The following is a 26,673-nucleotide window of genomic DNA, read 5'->3' on the forward strand; positions in this document are numbered from 1 at the left end:
GGGTGGGGGGTGTTCACCCACCCGTTCCACTAGGAAGTCACTCGACCCCCGACACCTGAGCTTCGGCCGCGAAGACGAGGAAGTCCCCCCAGGCGGCCGGCGAGAAGGAGAGCTGGGGCCCGGCCTTGTCCTTGGAGTCCCGGACGTGGACGGTGAGACTGGAGGAGGCGACCTCGACGCAGTTGCCGCCCTCGTAGTCGCTGTAACTCGACCGGTACCAGGTGCTGGTGTCGCTCATAGCTGCTCCGCTGCCTTTCTGATGAACTCTGCAGAATCCTCGACACTGAGGGCTTGCGCGCGGATCATCGCCTGCCGCTGAGTGAGCATGCTGACGATTTTCGGATCGGAGTGAAGCGCGTTCGTCTCGTGCGTCTCCACATATGCGAAGTGCTCATGATTGACCGTCTCCATGAGGATCAGTGATCCGGACAGGCATGACGGTGGCCCGTGTTCGACGGTCAGGATCTGGATGCGGACGTTGCGCAGCTGTCCTACGTCCAGCAGGTGGTGGAACTGCCGCTTCATGGTGCCGTTGCCGCCCATGAGGGTGTTGAGAGCCGCCTCGTAGATCACGAAGCTGAACAGCACAGTCGGCCGGAGGGCGAGCTTGCCCTGTCGTTCCAGTCGGGCGGCGACACGGTCCTCGATGGTCTGATCGTCCACCGGCGGGATCGTGTAGCTCAGAGTGGCTCGCGCATACTCCTCGGTCTGCAGGAGGCCCGGGATGTAGAGGGGTTCGTACGAGTACAGGGCGATGGCCTCGTTCTCGACGGTTCGGTAGGCCTCCGTTCGCGTGGGAGGTCGTTCCGGAATCAAGAACTCGTAGGCCCCGAGGAGGATCCCTCGTGCGTTGCACAGCTCATCGGCTGTTGCGAGCAGTTTGAACGAGGGTTTCCGTCGTCCCGCCTCCATCGACCGAACGCTCTCGATGTCGTAGCTGGCCGCGGTGCTCAACCGCTCTCTCGTCACGCCCGCTTGAGCGCGCCATCGCTTGATCTGATCCCCGCAGTACTTCCACGCCATCGGCGGCTGCGTGGGTGCGCTCATCGCCGGACCCCCATTCTTCATGGTCAACCAGCGAGTCACGGTTCGATGTACCCCTGGCGTCACTTCTGAGGCTATGCGGAGAGACCGAATCCTGGGGCGTGAAATGGCCGATTCCGCCCCCATGGGTGACGCCAAGGACTCGTCTCACCAAGGACACTGATGATCACTCAGCCCGTCGACATCGAGTGGATGTTCCCTCGCCACCCCCGCAGTGTCGGCCATGCCCGCGTGCAGCTCCTCCGGCAGGCCTACGCCTGGCGGGTGCCCGACGAGACGACCGAGACCGCCCTGCTCCTCCTCAGTGAACTGGTCACCAACGCCTGCCGCCACGCCCGTGGCCCGCGTGACCGCCTCATCGGCGTCCGGTTCGCCGTCACGGAATGCGGTGCGCTCCGGGTCGAGGTCGCCGACGCCAACCCGGACCTGCCCGAGCCCCGTCAGGCCGGGCCCGAGGACGAGGGCGGTCGCGGGCTCGAACTCGTCGGGGCCCTCGCCGCCTCCTGGGGCGCCCGGCCCCGGGGTCCGGGCCGGGTGGGCAAGATCGTCTGGTTCGAGCTCAAGCCGGAGTAGTGGGAGGTCGACCGGTCCGACTTCCTGCTCCGGCCCCTTCCGCGACTCCCGTCACTACCCTCACTTCGGCCACTTCAGCGCTGCGACCTGCCCTGGTTCGTGCCCTGATAGCCCTTCGCTCAGCGCACTTGTGTCTGTATATATGATTTTCGGTGCACGGCTTCGGGGGCGCCGTGGACAACCGAACGGAGTGCGATGTCCGACATCACCACCGAGGAGTCGCGCCGTGACGGCGTCGATCCGATCGTCCTGGCGCTGGCCGCGGCAGCGGCGGTGCTGGCCGCGCTGACTGTCAGGATCCTCCTGCTGGACAGCGAGTCGTCGGACTACTACTACTTCCTCGGTCCGTGGTACCGGTACATCGCCGAGAACGGCGGCTTCAACGCTCTCAGCCACGCCGACTTCTCGGACTACAACGTCCCGTACCTCTACCTCATGGCCGCGCTCACCTACCTCCCGGTGACGGCGCTCGCCGGGATCAAGTGGGTCTCGATCCTCTTCGACCTCGCCCTGGCGTCCTACGTGTTCCGCATCGTGGAGCTGCGGTGGCCGCAGCGGCCGTGGCGCGCCCTCGGTGCCGCGGTGGTCGTGCTCTTCCTGCCCACGGTCGTCACCAACAGCGGCTGGTGGGGCCAGGCCGACGCGATCTTCACGACCTTCCTGGTGGGCGGCGTCTACCACCTGCTCCGGGACCGGCCCACCTGGGCGTGCGCGTTCTTCGGGATCGCGCTCGCGTTCAAGCTCCAGGCCGTCTTCCTGTTCCCCGCCCTGCTGGTGCTCGTCCTGGCGAACCGGATCCCCTGGCGGAGCCTGTTCGCCGCCGTGGCCGCGTACGTGGCCCTCGACATCCCCGCCTTCCTGCTCGGCGCGGACCCGTGGCAGCTGCTGACCGTCTACACCCGGCAGCCGGACACGTACAAGGACCTCACGCTCTACGCGCCGTCGGTGTACCAGTTCGTCTCCGTCCCGCAGGACGCCCGGGACACCGCGCGGGGCATCGGCGTCGTGGTCGCCGGCGTGGTGGTCCTGGCGCTGGTGGGGCTCGCGGTGTGGGCCCTGCGGCAGGCCGGCGCCGCCGCGGCCGGCCAGGCGGGGCGGCGGGTGCTCACGGACACCCGGATCCTGCTGCTGGCCACCGCCTCCGCGATCGCGGTGCCCTTCCTGCTGCCGTCGATGCACGAGCGCTACTTCTACATAGCCGACGTGCTCAGCGTGATCGTGGCCTTCCAACTGCCCCGGCAGCTCTGGTACCTGCCGGTGCTGGTGCAGCTGTCCTCGTTCGGCAGCTACCTCAAGTTCATCAACCGCGACGTGGACCCGTACCTGTCGATGCCGGCCCACGGCGTCCTGATGCTGTTCGCCCTGATCGCCGTCCTCCGGGCCACGGTCGCCGACCTCTGCCACCGGCCCACCGTCACGCTGCCGCACCAGGCCGATGGTGGCGAGACCCCGCCGACCCCGGCGCCGATCCCCCGAGCCACCCCGGCCACTTGACCACCCGCCCCGTAGTCGGTCGAGCTTCTCGAACGCCACTAGGGCATTCCTGGCGGCTGAAGGCCCTCGGCCAGTGGCTCAGGTGACGGTCCGCCTAGCGGTCGTGCAGCACCTGCGGTCGGGTGACCGGGACGACGGTCAGTAGCCCGTCGAGGCCCTTGAAGTCGTCGGGATTCGTCGTGAACAGAGGAAGGCCCTCGGCAATGGCGATGGCGGCGATCATCAGATCCGCCACGCGTCGGCGAGGCTTGCGGCCGCTGCTGATGACGGCAGCGCAGACGCGGCCGTAGATGCGGGCCGCCTCCGTGTCGAACGGAATGGGGTCGAACTCGTTCTCCGCACGTTGGAGCACGTCGAGTCGTCGGGCACGTTCGGCGTGCTCGTCGTAGTCGTTCTGCTCCTCGTTCCTGCGGACCTCATGCGGTCCCGAAGAGAGCTCGGCCAGCGTGATCGCCGTGATGGCCATCTCTGCGGGTAGCTCGTCCGGGTCCACCCACTTGCGCAGGATCATGATGTTGGTGTCCAGGATGCCTTGTTGGATGTCACCGGCCATAGGGGTCATCCGTCTGCTGGTCGGCCAAGGCGTCCTGGTCGGCGCGGAAGGAATCCAGGGAGATGTCCGGGGCGCTACGTGACATGGCTGTGAACTCGCTCCGTGGGACGAATCGTCGCCGCCTTCGTAGCGGGATCAGCTCGCCGATCCGGTGCCCGTCACGTGTGACCGTGAAGGAGTGGCCTGCCTGAACGGCGTCCATGATCTCCTTCGACCGACTTCGTAGATCTCTTTGAGTGATCTCGGGCTGCACTGGCATGAGTTCAGCATAATCCCGCTGTGCCACCCTGTGCTACCGCGTGGCACGGGACTCGGAACGCCCTTGGCGCAGGCGGCCCAGCCGCACCGGCGGTTACCGGGGGCCGGGGAGGCGCAGGGCCAGGCCGTCGAGGATGACGTTCAGGCCGTAGGTGAACTTCTCGTTGCGCAGGGCCACCGGGTCGGCGCCCATCGCCGCCGCGTACGCGGCCGAGAGGTGCTCGGTGTCGGCCGCCGCCTGCTGGGCGGCGGGGATCAGGTCGGCGATGAAGTCGGCCTCGGTCCGGCCGGAGCGGGCCACGGTGGTCAGCCAGGCCGTCTCCGTCGTGCTCATCCCGATCACGTAGGTGATCACGGTCTCGATCGCGCGCTCCGGCTCGGGGAACCCGGCGGTGACGAACAGGGCGGCCACGCGCTCGGAGTAGGCCTTCAGGTTGGGGCCGAGGTAGGCGAGCCCCGCCTGGCCGAGGACCGAGGCGAGCCACGGGTGCCGCAGCGCGGTCGCTCGGAAGGACTCGGCGGCCTCGGCGACGGCCTCCCGCCAGTCGGGGCTGTCGGCGGGCGGGACGGTGCTCTCGCCGAAGACCTCGTCCACCGCGAGCTCCATCAGCTCGTCCTTGGTGGCCACGTGCCGGTAGAGGGACGTCGCGCCCGCGTTCAGCCGGGCGCCGAGCTTGCGCATGCTGAGCGCGTCGATGCCGTCGGCGTCCAGCACGGCGATCGCCTCACGGACGATGGCGGCCCGGTTGAGCGCCGGCTGCTCCGCCTCCCGCTGCTGCCGTGCCCAGACCGACGGGGCCGGGTTCGCCTTGGTGGCCATGAGGTTCTCCTCTTCACATCTTCCTGCGTACGCCGTGCGCATCCAGCGTACAGGTGCAGTGGGTTGCGCACACTGTTCCGCGCTGCGTACAGTGTGCGCAGCGAAGGAACAGCGTGCGCAACTCGGAGGGACAACCATGGAAACCCGCAACCCACGTCGTTGGTGGATCCTCGTCGTGCTCTGCCTCAGCACGCTGGTCCTGGTGATCGACGGCATGGCGCTCACGGTGGCGGTGCCGTCGATGACGGAGTCCATCGGGGCGAGCGCCCAGGACACCCAGTGGATCCTCGACTCCTACATCCTGGTCTTCGCCGGGCTGCTGCTCACCTCGGGCAGCCTCGGCGACCGGTTCGGCCGCCGCAAGGTGATGATCATCGGCCTGCTGCTGTTCGGCGCCGCCTCACTGGCCGCGACCTACTGCACCAGCCCCGGTGAGGTCATCGCGGCCCGCGTCGCGATGGGTGTCGGCGGTGCGCTGATCATGCCGTCCACCCTCTCCATCCTGATCACCGTCTTCGACGAGGACGAGCGCGGCAAGGCGATGGCGGCCTGGGGCTCGGTGTCGATGCTCGGCCTGGTCGGCAGCCCGGTGCTCGGCGGCGTCCTGATCGACCACTTCTCCTGGCACTCGATCTTCTTCGTCAACGTCCCGGTCGTCGTCCTCGCCGTCGTCGCCGCCCTGACCCTCATGCCGGAGTCGAAGGGCCCCTGGCAGAAGGCCGACCCGCTGGGCGCGGTGCTCTCCGCCGTCGGCATGACCGCCATGATCTGGTGGATCATCGAGATCCCGCAGCACGGCGCCTTCGACGGCCGCTCCGCCGTCACCCTGATCGTCGCCGTCGTCGCCCTCGGCGGGTTCGGGATCTGGGAGAACGTCACCTCCGAGCCGATGGTCCCGCTCGCCCTGTTCAAGCACCGCAACTTCAGCGGCGGCTCGCTCTCGCTGACCCTCGTCCAGATCGGCAACGGCGGTCTGCTGCTCGTCCTCACCCAGTACCTGCAGTTCGTGCTCGGGTACTCCCCGGTCAAGGCGGGCCTCGCCTTCGTGCCGCTGGCCGTGGCCGCGCTGATCGGCAACGGCGCCGGCGCCGGGCTCGCCGCGAAGATCGGCAACCGCCTGCTCGTCCTGGTCGGCATGCTGCTCATGGCCGCCGCCTTCGGCCTCCTGAGCAAGGTCTCCGCCGACGCCGGGTTCACCCTCCCGGCCGTCGCCCTCGGCCTGCTCGGCCTCGGTGCCGGGCTGGCGATGCCGGCCGCCATCGGCGCCCTGATGGGCACCATCCCCGCCGAGAAGGCGGGCGTCGGCTCCGCCCTGAACGACACCATCCAGCAGGCCGGCAGCGCGCTCGGCATCGCCATCCTCGGCTCCCTGCTCTCCAGCCGGTTCGCCCGGGAGATGCCCGCCGACAGCTCCGAGCAGGCCAAGCGCTCGATCGGCGACGCCCTGGCCGCCGCCGGCGGGGACGCCGGACTGGTCCACTCCGCCCGGGAGGCCTTCACCTCCTCGATGTCGACCACCTTCACGATCAGCGCGGTCGGCGTCCTCGCCGCGGCCCTGCTCGCCACCCTGGTCATGCGGGACAAGAAGGCCGCGCCGGCCGACGCCCAGGCGGAGGAGGCCACGCTGGCCGCCTGACGCCGGCCCGTCCGCCGGGAAGGCCGGCCACCCGCTCCGGGTGGCCGGCCTTCCCGGCGTGGGGGCGCGCCCCGGGGTCAGTCCTCGGTCGAGGTGGGGGTCCAGCCCGTGCGGTCGTCCTGGTAGAAGTAGCCCGGCGCGCCCTTCAGGCCCATGGTGCGGAAGGGCTTGTCGTTGGCGTCCTTGACGGTCTGGGTGCCGTGGCTGCTGCCGCTGCTCCACTCCAGCTCCAGGTACCAGCTGACGTCCTGCCCGGCGGTCCCGGCCTCGACGTTCAGCACCTGGGGGTCGGTGGCCGAGATCCGGTAGGGGAAGTCCGAGACGGTCTTGGCCTTCACCTCGCCCTCCTGGGCCGGGACGGCCACCGGCCGGGGAGCCGCCGCGTCGAGGTCGACCGAGAAGGCCGCCGGGGTGATGCTGCCGCCGCAGCCGGAGCCCATCATGTACGCGTTCCACTTCGGGGCCGGGCGGGTGCTGACCACGTGCACGTAGAGGGCGTGCAGGACGACCGGGACGGCGGAGTCGCCCTGCGCCGTCACCTGCAGCCGCAGGTGCCCGGCGGGGACGGCCTCCTGGGCGGCCGCCCAGCTGTCCGTCCGCTTGGGGCTCGGGGGCGCGGGCACCGAGCGCGGCGCCTTGGCGCTCAGGAACCACTGGCCGCAGGGGCTGCCCCAGTTGTCGGTCAGGACGGTGACCTGGAACGGGGCCGGGGTGGCCGCGCTCGTCGCGGCGGTGGTCGCGGCGGGGGTCGCGGCAGGGGTCGTGTCGGACGCCGGAGCGGACGGCTGCCCGGCGACCGGGGCCGGGGCCGCCGGGGTGGAGGGGGCGCCGGCGGCGGTCGCGGACGGGGGAGCCGCCGCCGGGGTGCCGCCGTGCCCGCTCGGGACGAGGAGCGGGATCGCGGCGGCGACGAGGGCCACGGCCGCCGCGCTCAGCAGGATCCGCGGGTACGGGAGCCTGCGGCGCCGGGGCTCGCCGTCGACGGGGTCGCCCTGGGGGCTGCGCGCGGAGTGCAGCGCGTCGACGGGGGGCAGCGTCGCCTCCGGGGCGGTCGCCGGAAGCGGGGCCGGGGCCGGGGCGGCGGGGGCTTCAGGGGCCACGGCGACCACAGGGGTCGGCTGCGGCTCGGCGGGCTCCGGCCGGACCGGTTCGCGGGCGGGCTCCCGGCGCCGGGCCGCGTCCGCCAGGATCCAGCGGCGGTGCAGTTCGACGAGCTCGTCCGCGCCCGCCCCGCAGACCCGGGCGAACCGCTCCACCGGCGCGTACTCGTTGGGGACGGCGGCGCCGTTGCAGTAGCGGTGCAGCGTGGACGTGCTGACGTGCAGCCGGGTGGCGAGCGTGCCGTAGCTGCGGCCCGAACGGTCCTTCAGCTCCCTCAGCATCGACGCGAACTCGTCGGTCTCCACGCTCATCCGGCGCCCCCCTCGTTCCGGTCCGGCGTTCCAGGTGGCACCGAATCCGCAGATCACGGTACCTGTCGCCGTTCCAGCGTCCCGAACTCCCCGGGGGGTCTGGCGGCCGGGACGCCTTCCGGGTCACTGTGCGGTGCAGCGGCGGTCCGCCCTTCGGCCGAGGGGGCCCGCCCGTACCGACCGAGTCCTCAGCGGAGAAGAGCAGCCACGTGTCCGTCCACCTCCACCGAATCCTGATCACCTGCGCGCTGCTCCTGCTCGGGGCGGGCGCCCTCCGGGTGCTGCTCCGGCGGCCGGGCCCGCGCCGGGCCGGTGCGGACGGGGGCCGCCCGGTGGCCGATCGGCCGGAGCCGGGCGGTGGCGCCCGGCGCTGCTCCGGTCGGGTGGCGCGCACCGGGGGCAACTGCGGCGGCCCGGTCCGTCCGGTGCCCCGCCGCTGCCGGCTCACCGGGCCGGGGGCCGTGCGGCACTGACGGGCAACCGCCCGTCGGCCGGGGCGTCAACGTGGTGGCTCCCTGCGCCACTTTCGGGTCCGGGCGCCGTGCCGGCCGCCCCCGTCAGGGCTTCTGCCCGCCCACCCGCCGCCGGTGCCCGGTCCGCCGGCCCGGGATCCGCGGTGGGACCCGATCGTGGGTACCGGAACCGCGAGCACCGGTGCCCCTTTCGACCCTCTGCCCCTTCGCCCCTTCGCCCCGTCGGCCTGACCACCGTCGTCCCGACGACCTCCGCCCTGAGCGATCCGCCCGAGAGAGATGCGAGCCCGCCCGATGCGCAAGCCGTACCGACGCCCGTTGACCGTCCTGCTGGCCTCCGCCGCCCTGGTGGCCGTCGCCGCCACCCCGGCCGCCGCCGTCCACGGGGGCACCGACACCACCACCGCCGCCAACCCGTTCGTCGTGGCCCTGGAGACGGCCGGCGGCGAGCAGTGGTGCACGGGTGCCCTGATCGCCCCCACCAAGGTGCTCACCGCCGGCCACTGCGTGGCCGAGGCCGACGACCCGACCACGCTGCGGGTGATCGCCGGCCGGACCGACCTGACCGGCCACGGCGGGCAGGTGCGGCGGGTGCGGAGCGCCGCGGTCGACCCCCGGTACACCTCCGCCCTGGACCACGACTCGGCCGTCCTCACCCTGGACCGGCCGCTGAACGCGCGGACCGTCCGGGTCGCGACGAACCGGGACGAGGCGCTGTACCGGTACGGCCGCACGGCGACCGTCTACGGCTTCGGCCGGACGGGCGACGGCGGCCCGGGCACCCACCTGAAGAAGGCCGCGCTCACGCTCTCGCCGCTGTCCGGCTGCGAGCCCTACACCGGCCCCGGCGACTCCCCGCGGCTGAAGGTCTGCGGCAGCCCCCGGCCCGGGACGGCCGACAGCATCTGCAAGGGCGACTCCGGCGGGCCGCTCGTGGTCGACGGCGTGGTGATCGGCATCGTCTCGACGGGCAACAAGTACTGCGACACCCAGTACCCCGTCTCGGTCTTCACCCGCGCCACCGACGTACCGGCGCAGATCCTCCGCTAGCTCCGGCCGCGCCCCCTTCGGCTGCCCCGCAGGTCAGCCGGCCGGTCGGGTGGCCTGCTGCTCGGTCAGCCGGCGGTGGGCCTCGGGCCAGCCGACGGGGAGCTGCTCGACCGGGGCCTGCCAGTAGGTGAACACGGACTCCCGCATGGTCGGGCGCAGGCCGGTCATGATCGAGCGGTGCGGCTCGGCGCGGGCGAAGTCCTGGAGCGCCTGCTGGCTCTCCCAGGCCGACAGCGTGTAGAAGGTCCGTTTGGTCGGCCGGGCGATCAGCGAGGCGCCGAGGGCGCCGGGCGCGGACTGGATCTGGCGCCAGACGGCGTAGGACTTCAGGAGGAAGCGCGGGACGTCGGCGAGCGAGCGGACCTCGAACCGGGAGGCCATCACGACGGCCTGCGTGCCGGGAGTGGCCGGGTGCGGGGTGATCCAGGGAATCGTGGGCATGGCTGACGCGCCTCCGTTATTGGGTAGTGGCACTATCTATGTTAGACAGTAGAGGTATCCAATAGCTAGGGGAAAGCGGAGCACCGTGCGCATCTCGGAGTTGAGCCGTCGTAGCGAGGTCCCGATCGCGACGATCAAGTACTACCTGCGGGAGGGCCTGCTGCCGCCCGGCCGCTCCACCTCCGCGACCCAGGCCGAGTACGACGAGGCCCATCTGCGCAGGCTGCGGCTGGTCCGGGCGCTGATCGGGGTGCGGGGGCTCAGTGTGAGCGCCACCAAGGAGGTGCTGGGCGCGATCGCCGCGCACGGCGGCGAGCAGCACCAGGTGCTCGGCCTGGCGGTCGGCGCCCGGCCGGCCGACGAGGACGCGGCCCGGCCGGCCACCGCCCCGGGCGCGGCGGAGGTCGACGCGCTGATCGCGGAGCTGGGCTGGGAGGTCTCGCCGTACGCGCCGGCCCGGGCAGTGCTGGGGGAGACCCTGGAAACCCTCCGCTCGCTCGGCGAACCCGTCGACCGGCACACCCTGCTCCCCTACGCGGAACTCGCCGCGCGCACCGCCGTCCTCGACCTCGACCAGCTCCGGACCAGCGACGACCCCCTCGAACAGGCCGAACGCGCCCTGCTCCTGACCGTCCTGCTGGAGCCCGCCCTGCTCGCCCTGCGCCGGCTGGCCCAGGAGAACGAGTCCGCCCGCCGAAACGCCTGAGCCGATCAGGCGCGGACGAGGCAGGGGGGCGGGCGTTCGAGCCCAGGCGGAGGCGAGCTTGTCGCCGGTCATCGCCAGCGGCCGCCGGATCCGCCGCATCGAGCTGCGCGAGGCGGCGGGCTCGGACGCGGAGTACCGCGAGGAGGACTTCCGGTGAACCCCGCCACCGCGTGACCCTCGTCCACCGCGGTCTTCTCGGAAGGCCAGGTCAGTCCGGGGCCCCGGTGGCCCGGAGGCGGCGCAGGGCCAGGATCAGATTGCCGCTGCCGAACGTCGCGAGCGCGGCGACGCCCCACAGGGTCGCCGCGACACCGGCCCGGTCCAGCACGGCGCCCGCGGCCAGGAAGCCCAGCGGCCCGGCCAGGGCGCTGATCGTGACCACGGCCTGCAACACCTTGGGCCCGAAGCCGTCCGGCAGCCGGGCGGAGAGCAGTCCCATCAGCGGCGCGTTCGCCAGGGGCGCGGCGGCCGCTGACAGGCCGACGGCGACGACGAGCACGCCGGCCGGCACGGGCACCAGGAGCGTCCACAGGGGCAGCGCGACGCAGACCAGGGCCGTACAGGCGAGTCGCACGGGGGCCACCCGTGCCGCCAGCACATAGGCGGCCACCGAGCCGACCAGGCCACCGGCGCCATGAGCGGCGACCAGCAGGCCGCCGACCCTGGCGTCCCCCTCGAACCGGGCGAACGCCAGCACCGGCATGGTGATCATCAGGGTTCGCAGCATCAGCCCGAACACCACGGTGGACAGCATCGCCCGGCTCAGGAACCAGTCGCCGCACAGGTGCCGCACCCCCGCCCACAGGCCTTGGGGCCCGGCTGCGGACCCTCCGGCCCCGCCACCCCCTGCCGGGACGCGGCGCAGCAGCAGCAACCCGGAGAAGGCGAACGAGGCCGCGTCCAGCCACACCACCGATGTGGTCCCCACCAGCGGGATCAGCGCGCCCGCGAGCGCCGGTCCGGCGAACGCCGAGCCGTTCTGCACACCTGCCAGCGCGCTGTTCGCGCGGGCCAGAGAGCGGGCGTGCGGGCTCAGCAGTTCCAGGGCCAGCACCCGCTGGGCCGCGTGGTACGGAACGGCCAGCGCCCCGAGCGCCGTGACGATCGCCACGATGACGGCCAGATTGAGCGCGCCCAGGGTCTGCAGCAGCGGGATCAGCGCCACCACCGGAGCGCGGGCGAGATCGGAGACGACCATGGTCCGGCGGGCGCCCAGGCGCTGGATGACCTCTCCGCCCGCGAAGCCGAGCAGCGCCATGGGCAGCACCTGGGCCGCGAAGACCAGGCCCGCCCGGGTGGCCGAGCCGGTGGTCTCCAGCACCAGCCAGGGCAGCGCGAGCATGGTCATCTGGGTGCCCAACGCCGTCACCGCGCCCGCGACGTAGACCGCCGTCAGCGCACGGCTCGGCCTGCCACCCGCTGTGCCGTTCGGCGCTCCGCCGGGTGGGACGGGGGCTGCGTCGGGCCGGGTCGCCGCGATCGTCATCGGGTCGCCCCTCTCTCCTCGGTGGGTCCGGGCCATCTGGTCGCCCCCGCACCCTGTCGCCCGCCCGCCGTCCGGTGCCAGGGAAGGACCGGCAGCAACTCGCTGTCGGTGCCGCTGCGCCTTCTTCCCTGCCACGCAGCCCGCCCGACCGGCAGTGTGATGGCCGTCGGAGCCCACCACAGCCAAGGCCACCGGCGGCGGAAGCGGACACCGACGAAGGGAGGGACGGCGATGAGCGGCGGTACCGGAACGGCGGTGCACGTCCCGACCTTCGCCGCCCGCGACGGACGGCGAGCGGTCGAGACCCGGTATGTGGACGGTCTCCCGCAGATCGTGGCCTGGGACCTGACGACGGATCAGCGCCGGCAGGCGACCACCGCACCGCTGGGTGTGGAGACCGCCGCCATCGAGCCGGACGGCCACGGCCTGTGGTGGTTCGACGCCGCTCCCGGCGGTCAAGGCCGCTGGCTGCGCGGGCCGTTCGAGGGCGGGCACCCGCGCCCGGCGCTCGACGGCGTACCCGCCGGGCGGATGCACGGCCTGGCCTTCGACCCCCGCGGCGGCCTGGCCGCCGTCGGCGTCGGGGTCGCGGACCGCTCGCGGCACTACCTCGGCCGACCGGGCGAGCGCGCCCGCCTGGTGGCCGAGGAGCCCGGCTATGCGGCAGTGGTGGGCCTGGCCCCCGGCGGCGGACTGCTGGCCACCGCGGGGTGCCCGGCCGGACCGGCCGCGGTCCGGCTGTGGTCACCGGCCTCCGGCGTTCTCGTGGACGCCATCCCCGGCCCAGCGGGGGACGGCGACGGCGGCGCGGTGTGGGCGCTGGGCTTCCGCCCGGACCTCACCACCGCACGGCCGGAACTGCTGCTCGTCCTCGAACGCGCGGGTCGCTACACCCTGGCCTTCTGGCGTCAGGGCGAGGGGATCCGTACGCACGGTCCCGGCTCCGCCCTCGACTTCGATACGGAGATCACCGCCTGCTGGTACGGGCCCGGCCGCACGGCGCTGGTCCAGCAGGACCGGGCGGGACGCAGCCGCCTGCTCCGCGCCGACCTCGACCGCGGTACGACGACGGTGCTTCCCACGCCCGAGGGCACGATCATCGACTTCTCCTGCGCACCCGACCGCACGGTCCACTGCCTGTGGAGCCGCGACGGCGAACCGCCCCGGCCACTGATCTGCCACCCGGAGAGCCCGGAGAGCGCGGAGCACCCGGAACCTCCGGAACGTCCCGACCGCTCCGGCCACGCCGGCCGCTCCACGACGGCGTCACGCGGCACGGCGCCCGGCGGAACGACCGGATCCAGGCGCCGCGAGCTCTGGACGCGCCGGCCGTACGGGCAGATCCACAGCTTCGTGGCCACCCCGCCCGGCCGCAGGGCGGGCCGCCGCCCCTGGCCGACGGTCTTCCTCGTCCACGGCGGACCCCACACCCACGACCGGGACGCCTATGACGCCCGGACCGAGGCCCTGGTCCGGGCCGGATTCGCCGTGGTGCGCACCAACTACCGCGGCTCGACGGGCTACGGCCCCCGCTGGCGGGACGACTTCGGCCACCGGGTCGGCCTCGCCCAGCTCGAAGACCTCGCCGCGGTGCGCGGCCACCTCATCGACGCGGGAGTCTCGGAGCCGGGCCGTACCGGCCTGTGCGGCTACTCCTGGGGCGGCTATCTGACGCTGCTGGCGATGGGCGTCCAGCCCCGGCTGTGGGACGTCGGGCTGGCCGTCGCCCCGGTGGCCGACTACACGGCGGCGTACCGGGCGACGACGCCGGCGCTGCGGGAGGTCGACGACCGCCTCTTCGGCGGCACCCCCGAGCAGGTGCCGCACCGCTATCGCGCGGCCTGCCCGATGACCTATGCGGGCCGCGTACGCGGCCCGCTCTTCCTCGCCGCCTCGGCGGACGACGAGAAGTGCCCTCCGGAACAGATCGAGCGCTATCTCGCCGCGCTGCGGCGCCGCGACGTCCCGCACCGCGTCCGATGGCTCGGCGGCGGACACGACGTGGGCCGTGACCCAGCCGGACACGCCGCCGCCTGGGCCGCCATGGTGCGCTACGCCGACGACACGCTGCGCGCCTCCCCCAGAACCGCCGACCGCCGCACCATCGGGCGGACCGGCTCGCACCACCCCGTCCACCACCACACCGAAGAAAGGTCAACCCCATGAAGCGTCACGGACTGCGCGTCGACCCCATCAGCGCCACCGAGCGGGAGCGCGGGATCATCATTCCGCCGGACCACCAGCTCACCCTGGACAAGGCGGTCCCGGTCCGGCCGAACGGCCAGGCGCGGACCTGCACCACCACCCGCACGGAGAAGAACGCGGAGAAGTAGTCGCCTCCGCAGGAGCCCGGGCAGCGCCGTAGCGGGGTGCCATGCCCGGCACCCCGCCGCGGCGCCGGCCGTGCCGGTGAGGACAGGAGAGCATCATGACCACAGCTACGGCAGCGCCCCGGACGAACGGTCCCCGGCCGGAGAAGCACCGGCCGGAGAAGCACCGGCCGGACAAGCACCAGCCGGACAAGCCCGAGACGACAGCACCGCGCCAGAACCCGCCGACGTTCCTCAGCGACCCGTACCCGACCCTGGCCAGGATGCGGCAATCGGCCCCGGTCTCCGTGCTGCACAGCGACGGCGGCCTGCGACTGTGGATCATCCCGCGCTACGACGATGTCCGCGCCGCGCTCTTCGACCCCCGCTTCGCGCAGGATGTGCGGCGCGCCCAGGCCCTGGCCGACAGCCGGGTCGAGGGCGTCAACCTGGGCACCGAGATCACCCATATGCTCAGCAGCGATCCGCCCGACCACACCCGCCTCCGCCGCGTGGTCCAGGCGGCGTTCAGCCGCAAGCGCGTCGAGGCGATGCGGCCGATGGTCGAGCGCGTCACCCTCGAACTCCTCGACGGGCTGGACGCGGCAGCCGCGCGCCACTCGACCCGCACCACCACCACCGCCACGGTGGACCTGGTACGGGACTTCGCCTTCCCGCTGCCGATCCTCGTCGTCTGCGAACTGCTCGGCTTCCCGCCCGAGGACCGCGACCTCTACCGGAAATGGTCGACCGCCATCGTCACCCAGGAGGGCGACCACGCGGCGTTCCAACAAGCCGTCCAGGAGATGGGCTCGTACGTCCTGGCCATCGCCGACCGGCGGATCCGCCGCAATGACCGTCCCGCCGATCTGCTCACCGAGCTGCTGGAAGCCCGCGAGCGCGGGGAGCTGACGGACGACGAGATCGTGGGCATGGTCGCCCTGCTGCTGATCGGCGGGCATGAGACCACCGTGAACCTGCTGGGCACCTCCTGCCTCGCGCTGCTGCGCGATCCCGGCCAGGCCGCCTGGCTGCGCGCCGATCTCACCCGGATGCCCGGGGCCGTCGAGGAGTTCCTGCGCTACGACTCCCCCATCTGCATGGCCACCACCCGCTTCACCACCGAGCCGGTGGACGTCGGCGGGGTGGAGATCCCGCAGGACGAGTTCGTGCTGCTGTCCCTCGGCGCGGCCAACCGCGACCCGGCGCGCTTCCAGGACCCCGACCGCCTCATCCTCGACCGCCGGGACGCCGGCCATCTCGCCTTCGGCGGTGGCATCCACCGCTGCCTAGGGGCCCTGCTCGGCAAGCTGGAGACCGAGATCGCGCTCACCGCGCTCCTCGCGCGCTTCCCCGGAACGACCCTGGCCTGCCAGGAGCGCGACCTGCGCTGGCGCAACACGATGATGCTGCGCGGCTTGGAGGCGCTGCCCCTCACCCTGCGCCGCTGACCCCCGCCCCGACCCGGTGCGCGGAAGGAGGCCCACCGGGGAAAGCGGGAGGCCGCGGTACGCCGGGCGCCGGCTCCGTCCGCCGCGAGACCGGAAATCCCTGGTCGGCATGGTGCGGACCAGGGATCTGCCAGGGAGTCCTCAGGGAGGTTCAGAGCTGTCCGAGGGGCCTTTCAGGCACGTCGGGCCGTGTGCGCGGAGAAGGGCCTGGCAGCTCTGACGGAGAAATCATGCAGGTCAGCACGCTTGCCTAGCACTCGATGACGTTGACGGCGAGGCCGCCGCGCGAGGTCTCCTTGTACTTGATCTTCATGTCGGCGCCGGTCTCCTTCATGGTCTTGATCGCCTTGTCGAGGGAGACGTGGTGGCGGCCGTCGCCGCGCAGGGCCATCCGGGCGGCGGTGACGGCCTTGACCGAGGCCATGCCGTTGCGCTCGATGCAGGGGATCTGGACCAGGCCGCCGACCGGGTCGCAGGTGAGGCCCAGGTTGTGCTCGATGCCGATCTCGGCGGCGTTCTCGACCTGCTCGGGGGAGCCGCCGAGGACCTCGGCGAGGCCGCCGGCCGCCATCGAGCAGGCGGAGCCGACCTCGCCCTGGCAGCCGACCTCGGCGCCGGAGATCGAGGCGTTCTCCTTGAAGAGCATGCCGATCGCACCGGCCGCGAGCAGGAAGCGGACGATGCCGTCCTCGTCCGCGCCCGGGATGAAGTTCAGGTAGTAGTGCAGCACGGCGGGGATGATCCCGGCCGCGCCGTTGGTGGGCGCGGTGACGACCCGGCGGCCGGAGGCGTTCTCCTCGTTGACGGCCATCGCGTAGAGGGTCACCCACTCCATGGCGTTGGCCGGGCCGATGCCCTCGGCGCGCAGGGCGCGGGCGCCCGAGGCGGCGCGGCGGCGCACCTTGAGGCCGCCGGGGAGGATGCCCTCGCGGGACATCCCGGCCCGCACGCACTCCTGCATGACGCGCCAGATCTCCAGCAGCCCGGCCCGGATCTCCTCCTCGCTGCGCCAGGCCTTCTCGTTCTCCAGCATCAGGCCGGAGATGGACAGGCCGGTCTCGCGGCTGAGGCGGAGCAGCTCGTCGCCGGTGCGGAAGGGGTACCTCAGCACGGTGTCGTCCGGCTTCACGCGGTCCGCGCCCAGCGCGTCCTCGTCGACGACGAAGCCGCCGCCGACCGAGTAGTAGGTCTTCTCCAGCAGCAGGCCGCCGTCGGCGTCGAAGGCCCAGAGGGTCATCCCGTTGGCGTGGTACGGCAGCGAGCGGCGCCGGTGCAGGATCAGCTGGGTGCCGGGGTCGAAGTCGATCGGGTGGGCGCCGAGCAGGTCGAGCCGCTTCTCGGCGGTGATCCGCTCGACGTCCCGGTCGGCCTGGTCGACGTCGACCGTGCGGGGGGAGTTGCCCTCCAGGCCCAGCAGGACGGCCTTCGGGGTGCCGTGGCCGTGGCCGGTGGCGCCCAGCGAGCCGAAGAGCTCGGCGCGGACGCTCGCCACCCCGGTCAGCAGGTCCTCGGACTTCAGGCGGCGGGCGAACATCCGGGCGGCGCGCATCGGGCCGACGGTGTGGGAACTCGACGGGCCGATGCCGATGGAGAAGAGGTCGAAGACGCTGATGGCCACGGAGGACGTCCTTGTCTGGTCTCGTGGAAGGACTTGCAGGCGGGGTGCTGACACGGAACGGGGCACCGCGCGCACTGTCCAGTGTGCGCGGTGCCCCGGAATCCCAGGTGACCAGGCGAGGTGAGCCCGGTCACCCGTGTCCGAACTACAGGTTCGGGTAGAGCGGGTACTTCTCGGCGAGGGCGGTGACCCGGGCCTTCAGCGCGGTGGCGACGGTCTCGTCGAAGGCGGGCTTCAGCGCCTCGGCGATGATGTCGGCGACCTCGCGGAAGTCCTCGGCCTGGAAGCCGCGGGTGGCCAGGGCCGGGGTGCCGATCCGCAGGCCGGAGGTGACCATCGGCGGGCGCGGGTCGTTCGGGATGGCGTTGCGGTTGACCGTGATGCCGACCTCGTGCAGCCGGTCCTCGGCCTGCTGGCCGTCGAGCTGGCTGTTGCGCAGGTCGACCAGGACCAGGTGGACGTCGGTGCCGCCGGACAGCACCGAGGCGCCGGCCTCGGCGACGTCGGCCTGCAGCAGGCGCTCGGCCAGGATCCGGGCACCGTCCAGGGTGCGCTGCTGGCGCTCCTTGAACTCCTCGGAGGCGGCGACCTTGAAGGCGACGGCCTTGCCGGCGATCACGTGCTCCAGCGGGCCGCCCTGCTGGCCGGGGAAGACCGCGGAGTTGATCTTCTTGGCCCACTCGGCCTTGGAGAGGATGACGCCGCCGCGCGGGCCGCCCAGGGTCTTGTGCGTGGTGGTGGTGACCACGTCCGCGTACGGCACCGGGTTGGGGTGCAGGCCCGCGGCGACCAGACCGGCGAAGTGCGCCATGTCGACCATCAGCAGGGCGCCGACCTCGTCGGCGATCCGGCGGAACGCGGCGAAGTCCAGCTGACGGGGGTAGGCGGACCAGCCGGCGATGATCAGCTTCGGCTGGTGCTCCTTGGCGAGGCGCTCGACCTCGGCCATGTCGACCTGGCCGGTCTTGTCGTCCACGTGGTACGCGGCGACGTTGTAGAGCTTGCCGGAGAAGTTGATCTTCATGCCGTGAGTCAGGTGACCGCCGTGGGCCAGGCTCAGACCCAGGATGGTGTCGCCCGGCTGGATCAGCGCGAACATCGCGGCGGCGTTGGCCTGCGCGCCGGAGTGCGGCTGGACGTTGGCGTGCTCGGCGCCGAACAGGGCCTTGATCCGGTCGATCGCGATCTGCTCGACCACGTCGACGTGCTCGCAGCCACCGTAGTAGCGGCGGCCCGGGTAGCCCTCGGCGTACTTGTTGGTCAGCACCGAGCCCTGGGCCTCCATGACCGCCACCGGGGCGAAGTTCTCGGAGGCGATCATTTCCAGGGTGGTCTGCTGGCGGTGCAGCTCGGCGTCGACCGCGGCGGCGATCTCCGGGTCGAGCGAGTGCAGGGACTGGTTGAGAACCGTCATGGTGTGGTCTTCCCAGGGAGGAGAGAAGGAGGTGCCGCGCCTGGCACGCCCCACGGAAGGGTGGCGGCGGGCGACCGGAGGGCGGAGGAGGCCCGGTGGCCGGGGCGGCCGCCGCACTGCGGCCACCCCGAACGGCCGGCTCAGGCCGGGTTGGTCAGGGCGTTGTACTCGTCGGCGCTGAGCAGCTCGTCGGTCGACTCGACGCGCACCTTGAACAGCCAGCCGCCCTCGAACGGGGCGCTGTTGACCAGGGAGTTGTCGTCCAGGACGTCCTGGTTGACCTCGGTGATCTCGCCGGTGACCGGCGAGTACAGGTCGCTGACCGACTTGGTGGACTCCAGCTCGCCGCAGGTCTCGCCGGCGGTCACGGTCTCGCCGACCTCGGGCAGCTGCACGTAGACGATGTCACCGAGCGCGTCGGCGGCGTGGGCGGTGATGCCGACCGTGGAGACACCGTCCTCGACGGCGGTCAGCCACTCGTGCTCCTTGGTGTACTGCAGGTGCTGGGGGTTGCTCATGGCGTCATTCTCCAGGATGGGAAGCGGGTACGACGAAGCGGGCCGCCGGACGGACGGCTTCGACGTGGATCTTCGGGGTGGTCAGGCCCGGGCGGGCGCGCTCGCGAGGCCTCGGCGGGCACGCCCGACGGGCGTCAGCGGGCGCGCTTGTAGAACGGCAGCGCCACGACCTGCACCGGCTCGTGCTTGCCGCGCACGTCCACCGCGACGGTGGTGCCCGGGGCGGCGTGCGCCGCGTCCACGTAGGCGATCGCGATCGGCTTGCCCAGCGTGGGGGAGGGCGCGCCCGAGGTGATCCGGCCGATCGGCTCGCCGTCGGCGGTCACCACGGTGTACTCGGCGCGCGGCACGCGCTTGCCCTCGGAGACCAGGCCGACCAGCACCCGCGGCGGGTTGGCCTCGGCTGCGGCGGCGGCCTGCTCCAGGGCCTTGCGGCCGACGAACGCGCCCTCGTTGGTGGTCTTGTCGAAGCGGACCACCCGGCCGAGGCCGGCGTCGAAGGGGGTCAGGTCGGTGGAGAGCTCGTGCCCGTAGAGCGGCATGCCGGCCTCCAGGCGCAGCGTGTCGCGGCAGGAGAGGCCGCAGGGGACGAGGCCGCGGCCGGTGCCGGCCTCGGTCAGCGCCGTCCAGATGTGCGCGGCGTCGCCCGGGTTGCAGAAGATCTCGAAGCCGTCCTCGCCGGTGTAGCCGGTGCGGGCGAGCAGCACGTCGCGGCCGGCCACCTGGGCCGGGAGGATCGCGTAGTACTTCAGGCCGGGCAGGTCGGCCTCGGTGGTGTCGGCCAGGATCGCGGTGGACTCCGGGCCCTGGACGGCGATCAGCGAGTAGGTGTCGCGGTCGTCGGTGACGACGGCGTCGTAGCCCTTGGCGCGGGCGATCAGCTCGTCCAGCACCAGCTGGGCGTTGGAGGCGTTGGCGACGACCAGGAAGGCGTCCTCGCGCAGGCGGTAGACGATCAGGTCGTCCAGGATGCCGCCGTCCTCGGCGCAGATCATGGTGTAGCGGGCCCGCAGCTCGCCGAGCGCGGAGACGAAGCCGACCAGCGCGTGGTCCAGCATCGCGCCGGCCTGCGGGCCGGTCACGGTGATCTCGCCCATGTGGGAGAGGTCGAACAGACCGGCCTTGGTGCGGACGGCGAGGTGCTCCTCGCGCTCGCTGCCGTAACGCAGCGGCATGTCCCAGCCGGCGAAGTCGGTCATGGTCGCGCCGAGGGCGCGGTGCAGCGCGTCGAGCGCGGTGAGGCGGAGGGACGACATGGCCTGGAACTCCTCGGTCTGGGCACTCAGGTGTGCGCACGCCGGACCGGACCCGCTCGGGGACCGAGCCTGCGCGCGGGCATGCGGCGGCTGGGTCTCCCCATCTGTCGTCGAACCTGAGAGCTTCACCGCACGCGGGCCCGCAGCGCTTCACAGCTAACAGGACAGCATGGCGGCTTGCACCGTGGGTGGGCGCGCGACAGGGCCGTGCGCCGCTTTCCAGATGTGCCTAACCCGTGCGGTAGGGGGGCCTGAGAGATTCCGGGGAGGACTTGCTCCTTCGGCGCCGGCTGTACCGCCTCTCGGGGGTACTCCGGACTCTCCCGCGCGGGTTCGAGCGGCCGGTATGGAGTTGAGGTTCTCGGCGGGGAACACCCGCAGACGCGGACATCATGGCACGTCCCGGCGGAAGACGGGAGAGGGGCCCCGGGCCCGGCCCCGCCCGGCGGGCCCGGCCCGCACCCGCCACCGCCAGCCCACCGGTACCGCCCCGGCCCCGTACCGACCGGCACCGGCGGGCCCGCGGCCCCGGCCGCGGGCCCGCTAGGCTGCTCGGCGTCGGCGGACAGAGGACGGTAAAGCGGCGGATGGGGTACCCGGTGGAGCAGCAGCAGGGGTGGGGCGGCCCGAAGGCGGCGCCGCCCGGCGGTGGATGGCCCGCGAACGAGCTGGAGCAGGTGCTCACGGCCGCGCTCGGCGATCCCGGCGCGACCCCCCGGGTGTTCGAGGTGCTCGCCCGCAGCCAGGTGTGGATCCCGCTGCCGGCCGGCGGCGACCCGCAGGGCCAGGCCCTGGACCTGCCGACCATCGAGCTGGCCGGCGACCCCTACGTCCCGGTCTTCTCCTCGCAGGAGGTGCTCCTCCAGCAGGCGCCCGGGATGGCCTTCGCGATCGCGCCGGTCTGGGAGTTCGCCCGCGGGCTGCCGCTGGGCGTGGGCATCGCGGTGAACCCGGAGGCGCCGGTGGGCATCCCGGTGCCGCCGCAGGGCGTCGCCGAGCTGCGGCGCGGGCCGCGCGAGGACCGCTGGGACGCCCCGGAGGCGCCGACCGGCGGCCGGGTGGCACTGCGCGAACCGGTGCCGGGCGAGGACCCGGAGGCCTTCCTGGCCGCCTGCCGGTACGAGCTCTCGGGCCTGCCCGGCGTCCTGACCGCCAGGCGGGCGCTGGCCAGCGTGGAGGGCGAGCCGACGGTGATGTTCGTCGGCGTCCAGCTCGATCCGGCGGCCCCGGCCGAGCCTGCCGCGGTGAACGAGGCCCTGGGCCGTGCGCTGGGAACCGCGCCGCTGCCCGGCGGCGTCCACCTCGTACTGCTCGACCTCGCGGAGGATCCCGTGGTCGAGTGGCTGCTCAACCGGGTCCAGCCGTTCTACGCACGGATGTGACGCGTTCCTCCTCGCCCGGCACCGGGCCGGAGGCCACCGCCGGGCACGTCGGCGTGGCGGTGGCGGGTGGCGCCCCATAGGGTGCCTGCAGATGACCGCCGGGCCGGCGGCAGGTGAGAGAAGAAGAGGCGCAGCGAGGTGGGCGCATGAGTGCGGGAGCGGTAGCGGGCGGTGCACCGGGGCCCTGGGGCCAGGCACCCGCCGGGCGCCCCGGCGCGGATCCGAGAGCGCTGGAGCACGCCCTGCGCGAGGTCGCGCCGGAACGCTGGGAGGCGTACGAGGCACTGCTGCACGCGCTCGCCGCGGGGCAGGTCTGGATGCTGCTCTGGCACGGTACGCCGGGCAGTCCGGACGCCCAGTACGGGAACATGGAGATCAGCGGCCACGGCTACGCGCCGGCCGTCACCTCGCCCGAGCAGCTGGCGGCGTCCGGCTGGGCGCGGGCGCACGAAGTGATCTCGGGGCGTGAGATCGCCGCCTCGCTCTATCGCACCCGCTGGGGCCTCTGGCTGAACCCGCACGCCCCCGGCGGCGGCGTCGGGGTGCCCTGGGCGGACCTGCGCCGGATCGCGGCCGGCCTGGACCGGCTGCCGGCCGGGCCGCTGAAGCTGAGCGAACCGCAGGTGCAGGCCCAGCAGTTCTTCGCGCTGCTGGAGCGGCAGGCGGTCGAGGTGCGGGCGGTCAAGGCGTTGCGCCGGGCCTGGGTGCAGCCCTCCGTGGGCGAACCGTACCTGGCCATCGGACTTGAGCTGTACGAGAGTTCACCGCCCACGGTGGAGGCCGTCCGGGCGCTGATGCAGCGCGCGATCGCGGTCGCGCCGGAGGGGCTCGCGGTCTCCACCGTCGCCATGGGGGACGAGTACGACCCGGTGGCGCTCTGGATGCGGGCCAACGCGCGGCCGTTCTACGACCGCGAGGCGGGCGGCCACGGCCGCTCGCAGGCCGCGCCGTACCCGCCGGTGCCGCCGCCGCCCTACGCCTCGCAGGCGGGCCCGGCGTACGGCTACGGCACCCAGGCGCCCGGCCCGGTGTGGCCGGGGCAGCAGCCGCCGCCGCAGCAGCCCTGGCCCGGCTACCCGGGGCGCTGACGCCCGCACGGTCGACGCGGCGGGCGCCGCGGTGCCCGCGCCGCACGCCGGGCGTTCCGCCGCCCGTGCCGGGGCTCCGGGCATTGCGGTGCCGGCAGCGCACGCCGGGCATTCGGGCGCCCGGACCGCAACTCCGGGCATTCGGGCGCCCGGACCGCAACTCCGGGCATTCGGGCGCCCGGACCGCAACTCCGGGCAGACCCGGTGTTCGTGTCCCAACTACGGGCACTTCGGACACCTGTCGCAAGCGCGGATGTTCGGGTGTTCTCGGCGCGGTAACGGGTAGTCCGGGTGTATGCGCCCAAAGCCCTCCACCAGGACCGACATGACGATCCGTCATGTCGATCCTGGCATTTCCGGTCGGATTTCCGGCTGGTTCGGTGCAGCCCCTTGACATGCATGTAACAGCTGTGTGAAGAGGGATATGCCGAAGATCCAGAGGTGCATGCCCACAGATCACAGTTGGGCATCTCTCGGTTGTCAGGGCTGGCGCAAGCCAGTTCGGATGGCAGAGAGTTCTGCGCAACGCACCGCGCGTACTGGGTGCCCCACGAGGGTGAACGCGCTGGCGGACCGCTTGAGCCTCGCGACGCCCATCCCGCGCGGCCGCAGTACCCGAGCACGTCGCACCGCTGAACACCCGCACCTGAACCTCCGCACGTCCGCACCAGCCGTACCGCCGAACCGGCGACCGGCACCCGTGGGCCGGCCACCGTCGGCGAGGGGACCGAACTGACCATGACCGCACCCATCAAGACCGCCGGGAACACGCCGGAGGCAGCCGCCGCCGCGAGCCCGGCCACGAAGATCGAGGGCCGCTCGCTCGGCCGGATCGCCTGGACCCGTTTCAAACGGGACAAGGCCGCCGTCGCCGGCGCCGTCGTGGTGATCCTGCTCGTCCTGCTGGCCGTGCTGGCCAAGCCGATCGAGTCGATGTTCGGCCTGGACCCCGACGCCCTCAACCAGGACCTCCTGGACGCCAACCTCGGTGGTCTGCCGTTCGGCGACTGGGGCGGCATGAGCCTCGACCACCCGCTCGGCGTGGACCCGCTGCAGGGCCGTGACCTGCTCTCCCGGGTCATCGAGGGCTCCTGGGTCTCGCTGCTCGTCGCCTTCGGGGCGACCCTGCTCTCCAACACCCTCGGCACCGTGCTCGGCGTGATGGCCGGCTACTACGGCGGCTGGGTGGACGCCCTGATCAGCCGGGTGATGGACGTCTTCCTGGCGTTCCCGCTGCTGCTCTTCGCCATCGCGATCTCCGCCTCGCTCCAGGGCGGCGCGTTCGGCCTGCACGGCCTCCCGCTGCACATCGGCGTGCTGATCTTCGTGATCGGCTTCTTCAACTGGCCCTACATGGGCCGGATCGTGCGCGGCCAGACCCTCTCACTGCGTGAGCGCGAGTTCGTCTACGCGGCCCGCAGCCTGGGCGCCCGGGGGCCGTTCATCCTGTTCAAGGAGCTGCTGCCCAACCTGGTCGGTCCGATCCTGGTCTACTCGACCCTGCTGATCCCGACCAACATCCTCTTCGAGGCGGGCCTCAGCTTCCTCGGCGTCGGCATCCAGGCCCCGCAGGCCTCCTGGGGCGGGATGCTCAACGACGCGATCAAGTACTACCAGGTGGACCCCCAGTACATGGTGGTCCCCGGTATGGCGATCTTCCTCACGGTGCTCGCCTTCAACCTGCTCGGCGACGGGCTGCGCGACGCCCTCGATCCCAAGAGCAACTGACATTCCGTCAGGACCCTCCGATCCGCCACCACTTCCTCAAGGGGTTGATCTCACCATGCGTAGGTCCCGTACCGTCGGACTGACCGCAGTGGCCGCCGCCGCTGTCCTGGTCGTCACCGGGTGTACCTCCGGTTCATCCAAGAGCGGGGGCGACTCGTCGTCCTCCGCCGCGTCCGGCGGCGGCGCCGACGCGGCCACCAAGGGCATCGTCAACGCCTCGGACAAGAAGGGCGGGACGGTCACCTACGAGATGAAGGGCACGCCGGACTCGCTCGACCCCGGCAACACGTACTACGCCTACATCTACAACTTCTCGCGCCTGTACGGGCGTCCGCTGACCACCTTCGCGCCGGGCCCCGGCGACGAGGGCAACAAGCTCGTCCCGGACCTCGCCGAGTCCATGGGCCAGCCCAGCGCGGACGGCCTGACCTGGACGTACAAGCTGCGCGCCGGCCTGAAGTACGAGGACGGCAGCGCGATCACGTCCAAGGACGTGAAGTACGCGGTGGAGCGCTCCAACTTCGCGCCGGACGTGTTCTCCAACGGTCCGACGTACTTCAAGGACCTCCTGGTCGACAACCCGACCCCGTACGCGGGCCCGTACAAGGACGCGGCCGGCGACCTCAAGTCCATCGAGACGCCGGACGACCTGACCGTCGTCTTCCACCTGAAGCACGCCTTCGCGGACTTCGACTACCTGGTCTCGGCCCCGCAGACCGTCCCGGTCCCCAAGGACAAGGACAAGGGCGCCGACTACGTCAAGCACCCGATGGCCTCGGGCTCCTACAAGTTCGAGTCCTACGAGGACGGCAAGCAGCTCACCCTGGTGCCGAACACCAGCTGGGACGCGAGCACCGACACGATCCGCAAGCAGCTCGCGGACAAGATCGTGCTCAAGATGAACATCGAGCAGTCCACCATCGACAAGGACCTGCTGGCCGGCAACGCCCAGGTGGACCTCGTCGGCGGCGGCGTCGACCCGCAGACCCAGGCGCAGATCCTGCAGAACCCGAAGCTGAAGGCCAAGACGGACAACGCCTACGGCGGCCGCCTGGTCTACACCGCGATCGACAGCCAGGTCGCGCCGTTCGACAACGTCGAGTGCCGCAAGGCCGTGCAGTACGCGATCGACAAGGTCTCGGTGCAGACCGCGGTCGGCGGCCCGATCCGCGGCCAGATCGCCAACTCCGTCCTGCCGGCGGACATCCCCGGTCACCAGGACATCAACCTGTACGAGACCAAGGACAACAAGGGCGACGAGGCCAAGGCCAAGGAAGCCCTCAAGGCCTGCGGCAAGGAGGGCGGCTTCAACACCGTCCTGAGCGCCCGGACCGAGCGCGCCACCGAGATCGCCGCCGCGACCTCGATCCAGGCCGCGCTGAAGAAGGTCGGCATCAACGCCGAGATCCAGCAGTACCCGCAGGGCAAGTACCTCTCCGACAACGTCGGCGTGCCGGCGAAGAACAAGGAGAAGAACATCGGCCTGATGATGATGCAGTGGGGCGCCGACTGGCCGACCGGCTACGGCTTCCTGCAGCAGATCGTCGACGGCCGCGCCATCAAGGAGGCCGGTAACAGCAACCTGGCCTCGCTGAACGACCCGGCGATCAACAAGCTGCTCGACGACGCCGCCGTCAACACCGACAAGGCGGCCCGCGAGAAGATCTACGCGGAGATCGACAAGAAGGTCATGGAGCAGGCGGTCTACGTCCCGCTGACCTACTTCAAGGTGTTCCTGTACCGCTCGGACACCGCCACCAACGTCGTCTCCACCTCGGCCTTCTCGGGTGAGTACGACTACCTGAACATCGGTACGACCAAGTAAGAGCCTGGCTCCGTATCCCTGAAGGCAGGTGAAGGCAGCGGCGCCCGCCGCCGTCCGGAAGATCCCGGACGGCGGCGGGCCGCCGGCGGCGACCCACTTGGTTTTGGGACAACCACCGCCGGGCGCGGGCGGCCGGGG

The 26,673-nt window shown here is 72.0% G+C and carries 25 protein-coding genes and 1 riboswitch; of the genes, 13 read left to right on the plus strand and 12 right to left on the minus strand.

Going from position 1 to position 26,673, the window contains the following annotated elements:
* Nucleotides 1–37 precede the first annotated feature (37 nt).
* A complete protein-coding gene (locus tag ABT263_RS09910) occupies nt 38–238 on the minus strand; it encodes a DUF397 domain-containing protein (protein ID WP_352289479.1) in 201 nt (66 codons plus the stop codon).
* Entirely contained in the window at nt 235–1,047 is an 813-nt protein-coding gene (locus ABT263_RS09915) for a helix-turn-helix domain-containing protein (RefSeq protein ID WP_352289482.1), read from the minus strand. Before ABT263_RS09915 ends, ABT263_RS09910 begins: the two co-directional genes overlap by 4 nt.
* A gap of 159 nt (nt 1,048–1,206) precedes the next feature.
* Here ABT263_RS09915 and ABT263_RS09920 point away from each other — a divergent pair, with 159 nt between their 5' ends.
* The gene (locus ABT263_RS09920) at nt 1,207–1,617 is read left to right on the plus strand and encodes an ATP-binding protein (protein ID WP_352289485.1); all 411 of its coding nucleotides are present in this window, start codon (nt 1,207–1,209) and stop codon (nt 1,615–1,617) included.
* A gap of 195 nt (nt 1,618–1,812) precedes the next feature.
* Entirely contained in the window at nt 1,813–3,111 is a 1,299-nt protein-coding gene (locus tag ABT263_RS09925; RefSeq protein WP_352289488.1) for a glycosyltransferase 87 family protein, read from the plus strand.
* A gap of 94 nt (nt 3,112–3,205) precedes the next feature.
* Here ABT263_RS09925 and ABT263_RS09930 read toward each other — a convergent pair whose 3' ends face one another.
* From ABT263_RS09930 to ABT263_RS09940, 3 genes are all read right to left on the minus strand, one after another.
* On the minus strand, nt 3,206–3,664 hold the full coding sequence (locus ABT263_RS09930; protein ID WP_352289491.1) for a type II toxin-antitoxin system VapC family toxin: 459 nt from the start codon (nt 3,662–3,664) through the stop codon (nt 3,206–3,208).
* Nucleotides 3,654–3,923 (minus strand): type II toxin-antitoxin system Phd/YefM family antitoxin, encoded by a 270-nt coding sequence (locus tag ABT263_RS09935; RefSeq protein WP_352289494.1) that lies wholly within the window; start codon nt 3,921–3,923, stop codon nt 3,654–3,656. The genes ABT263_RS09930 and ABT263_RS09935 overlap by 11 nt, the downstream gene beginning before the upstream one ends.
* 93 nt (nt 3,924–4,016) lie before the next feature.
* Nucleotides 4,017–4,742 (minus strand): TetR/AcrR family transcriptional regulator C-terminal domain-containing protein, encoded by a 726-nt coding sequence (locus ABT263_RS09940; protein ID WP_352289497.1) that lies wholly within the window; start codon nt 4,740–4,742, stop codon nt 4,017–4,019.
* Between the two features lie 136 nt (nt 4,743–4,878).
* On the opposite strand from ABT263_RS09940, the gene ABT263_RS09945 reads away from it, so the two are divergent.
* Nucleotides 4,879–6,378 carry an MFS transporter gene (locus ABT263_RS09945; RefSeq protein ID WP_352289500.1) on the plus strand — a complete coding sequence of 500 codons (1,500 nt, stop codon included), beginning with the start codon at nt 4,879–4,881 and terminating at the stop codon, nt 6,376–6,378.
* A gap of 77 nt (nt 6,379–6,455) precedes the next feature.
* Here ABT263_RS09945 and ABT263_RS09950 read toward each other — a convergent pair whose 3' ends face one another.
* The gene (locus tag ABT263_RS09950; protein ID WP_352289503.1) at nt 6,456–7,790 is read right to left on the minus strand and encodes a helix-turn-helix domain-containing protein; all 1,335 of its coding nucleotides are present in this window, start codon (nt 7,788–7,790) and stop codon (nt 6,456–6,458) included.
* A gap of 209 nt (nt 7,791–7,999) precedes the next feature.
* Here ABT263_RS09950 and ABT263_RS09955 point away from each other — a divergent pair, with 209 nt between their 5' ends.
* Together ABT263_RS09955 and ABT263_RS09960 are read left to right on the plus strand one after the other, a co-directional pair.
* Entirely contained in the window at nt 8,000–8,263 is a 264-nt protein-coding gene (locus ABT263_RS09955) for a hypothetical protein (RefSeq protein ID WP_352289506.1), read from the plus strand.
* A gap of 318 nt (nt 8,264–8,581) precedes the next feature.
* On the plus strand, nt 8,582–9,313 hold the full coding sequence (locus ABT263_RS09960) for a S1 family peptidase (RefSeq protein ID WP_352289509.1): 732 nt from the start codon (nt 8,582–8,584) through the stop codon (nt 9,311–9,313).
* 33 nt (nt 9,314–9,346) lie between these two features.
* Here the strand turns inward: ABT263_RS09960 and ABT263_RS09965 are convergent, their stop codons facing one another.
* Nucleotides 9,347–9,754, minus strand: coding sequence for a DUF3291 domain-containing protein (locus ABT263_RS09965; RefSeq protein ID WP_352289511.1), 408 nt, complete (start codon nt 9,752–9,754; stop codon nt 9,347–9,349).
* Nucleotides 9,755–9,839: 85 nt separating this feature from the next.
* Between ABT263_RS09965 and ABT263_RS09970 the strand changes: the two genes are divergently transcribed.
* The gene (locus tag ABT263_RS09970) at nt 9,840–10,460 is read left to right on the plus strand and encodes a MerR family transcriptional regulator (RefSeq protein WP_352289512.1); all 621 of its coding nucleotides are present in this window, start codon (nt 9,840–9,842) and stop codon (nt 10,458–10,460) included.
* A gap of 208 nt (nt 10,461–10,668) precedes the next feature.
* Here the strand turns inward: ABT263_RS09970 and ABT263_RS09975 are convergent, their stop codons facing one another.
* Nucleotides 10,669–11,946 carry an MFS transporter gene (locus ABT263_RS09975; protein ID WP_352289514.1) on the minus strand — a complete coding sequence of 426 codons (1,278 nt, stop codon included), beginning with the start codon at nt 11,944–11,946 and terminating at the stop codon, nt 10,669–10,671.
* A 231-nt stretch (nt 11,947–12,177) separates the two neighbouring features.
* Between ABT263_RS09975 and ABT263_RS09980 the strand changes: the two genes are divergently transcribed.
* The 3 genes from ABT263_RS09980 to ABT263_RS09990 all read left to right on the plus strand — a co-directional run bounded on the left by ABT263_RS09980 (nt 12,178) and on the right by ABT263_RS09990 (nt 15,706).
* Nucleotides 12,178–14,112 (plus strand): alpha/beta hydrolase family protein, encoded by a 1,935-nt coding sequence (locus ABT263_RS09980; RefSeq protein ID WP_352289516.1) that lies wholly within the window; start codon nt 12,178–12,180, stop codon nt 14,110–14,112.
* Entirely contained in the window at nt 14,109–14,279 is a 171-nt protein-coding gene (locus tag ABT263_RS09985; RefSeq protein ID WP_329489686.1) for a hypothetical protein, read from the plus strand. Before ABT263_RS09980 ends, ABT263_RS09985 begins: the two co-directional genes overlap by 4 nt.
* A gap of 95 nt (nt 14,280–14,374) precedes the next feature.
* The gene (locus tag ABT263_RS09990; RefSeq protein WP_352289518.1) at nt 14,375–15,706 is read left to right on the plus strand and encodes a cytochrome P450 family protein; all 1,332 of its coding nucleotides are present in this window, start codon (nt 14,375–14,377) and stop codon (nt 15,704–15,706) included.
* Nucleotides 15,707–15,956: 250 nt separating this feature from the next.
* On the opposite strand, the gene ABT263_RS09995 is transcribed toward ABT263_RS09990, so the two are convergent.
* The 4 genes from ABT263_RS09995 to gcvT all read right to left on the minus strand — a co-directional run bounded on the left by ABT263_RS09995 (nt 15,957) and on the right by gcvT (nt 20,512).
* Complete coding sequence (locus ABT263_RS09995) at nt 15,957–17,324, minus strand: L-serine ammonia-lyase (RefSeq protein ID WP_352289521.1); 1,368 nt, start codon at nt 17,322–17,324, stop codon at nt 15,957–15,959.
* 145 nt (nt 17,325–17,469) lie between these two features.
* A complete protein-coding gene (gene glyA, locus ABT263_RS10000) occupies nt 17,470–18,738 on the minus strand; it encodes a serine hydroxymethyltransferase (RefSeq protein WP_329489689.1) in 1,269 nt (422 codons plus the stop codon).
* Between the two features lie 140 nt (nt 18,739–18,878).
* Entirely contained in the window at nt 18,879–19,256 is a 378-nt protein-coding gene (gene gcvH / locus ABT263_RS10005) for a glycine cleavage system protein GcvH (RefSeq protein ID WP_329489690.1), read from the minus strand.
* Nucleotides 19,257–19,390: 134 nt separating this feature from the next.
* A complete protein-coding gene (gene gcvT, locus ABT263_RS10010; RefSeq protein WP_329489691.1) occupies nt 19,391–20,512 on the minus strand; it encodes a glycine cleavage system aminomethyltransferase GcvT in 1,122 nt (373 codons plus the stop codon).
* A 229-nt stretch (nt 20,513–20,741) separates the two neighbouring features.
* A riboswitch (glycine riboswitch) is annotated at nt 20,742–20,848 on the minus strand.
* Nucleotides 20,849–21,099: 251 nt separating this feature from the next.
* Here gcvT and ABT263_RS10015 point away from each other — a divergent pair.
* The 4 genes from ABT263_RS10015 (at nt 21,100) to ABT263_RS10030 (ending at nt 26,535) form a co-directional block, all read left to right on the plus strand.
* Nucleotides 21,100–21,894: an enhanced serine sensitivity protein SseB C-terminal domain-containing protein gene (locus ABT263_RS10015; RefSeq protein WP_352289524.1), complete on the plus strand. Its 795-nt coding sequence runs from the start codon at nt 21,100–21,102 to the stop codon at nt 21,892–21,894.
* Between the two features lie 146 nt (nt 21,895–22,040).
* The gene (locus ABT263_RS10020; protein WP_352289527.1) at nt 22,041–22,982 is read left to right on the plus strand and encodes an enhanced serine sensitivity protein SseB C-terminal domain-containing protein; all 942 of its coding nucleotides are present in this window, start codon (nt 22,041–22,043) and stop codon (nt 22,980–22,982) included.
* Between the two features lie 738 nt (nt 22,983–23,720).
* Entirely contained in the window at nt 23,721–24,710 is a 990-nt protein-coding gene (locus ABT263_RS10025; protein ID WP_352289530.1) for an ABC transporter permease, read from the plus strand.
* Between the two features lie 55 nt (nt 24,711–24,765).
* Entirely contained in the window at nt 24,766–26,535 is a 1,770-nt protein-coding gene (locus tag ABT263_RS10030; protein ID WP_329489695.1) for an ABC transporter substrate-binding protein, read from the plus strand.
* Nucleotides 26,536–26,673: the final 138 nt, after the last annotated feature.

Source organism: Kitasatospora sp. NPDC001603 (genome assembly GCF_040298365.1).
In the GTDB taxonomy this organism is placed as follows: domain Bacteria; phylum Actinomycetota; class Actinomycetes; order Streptomycetales; family Streptomycetaceae; genus Kitasatospora.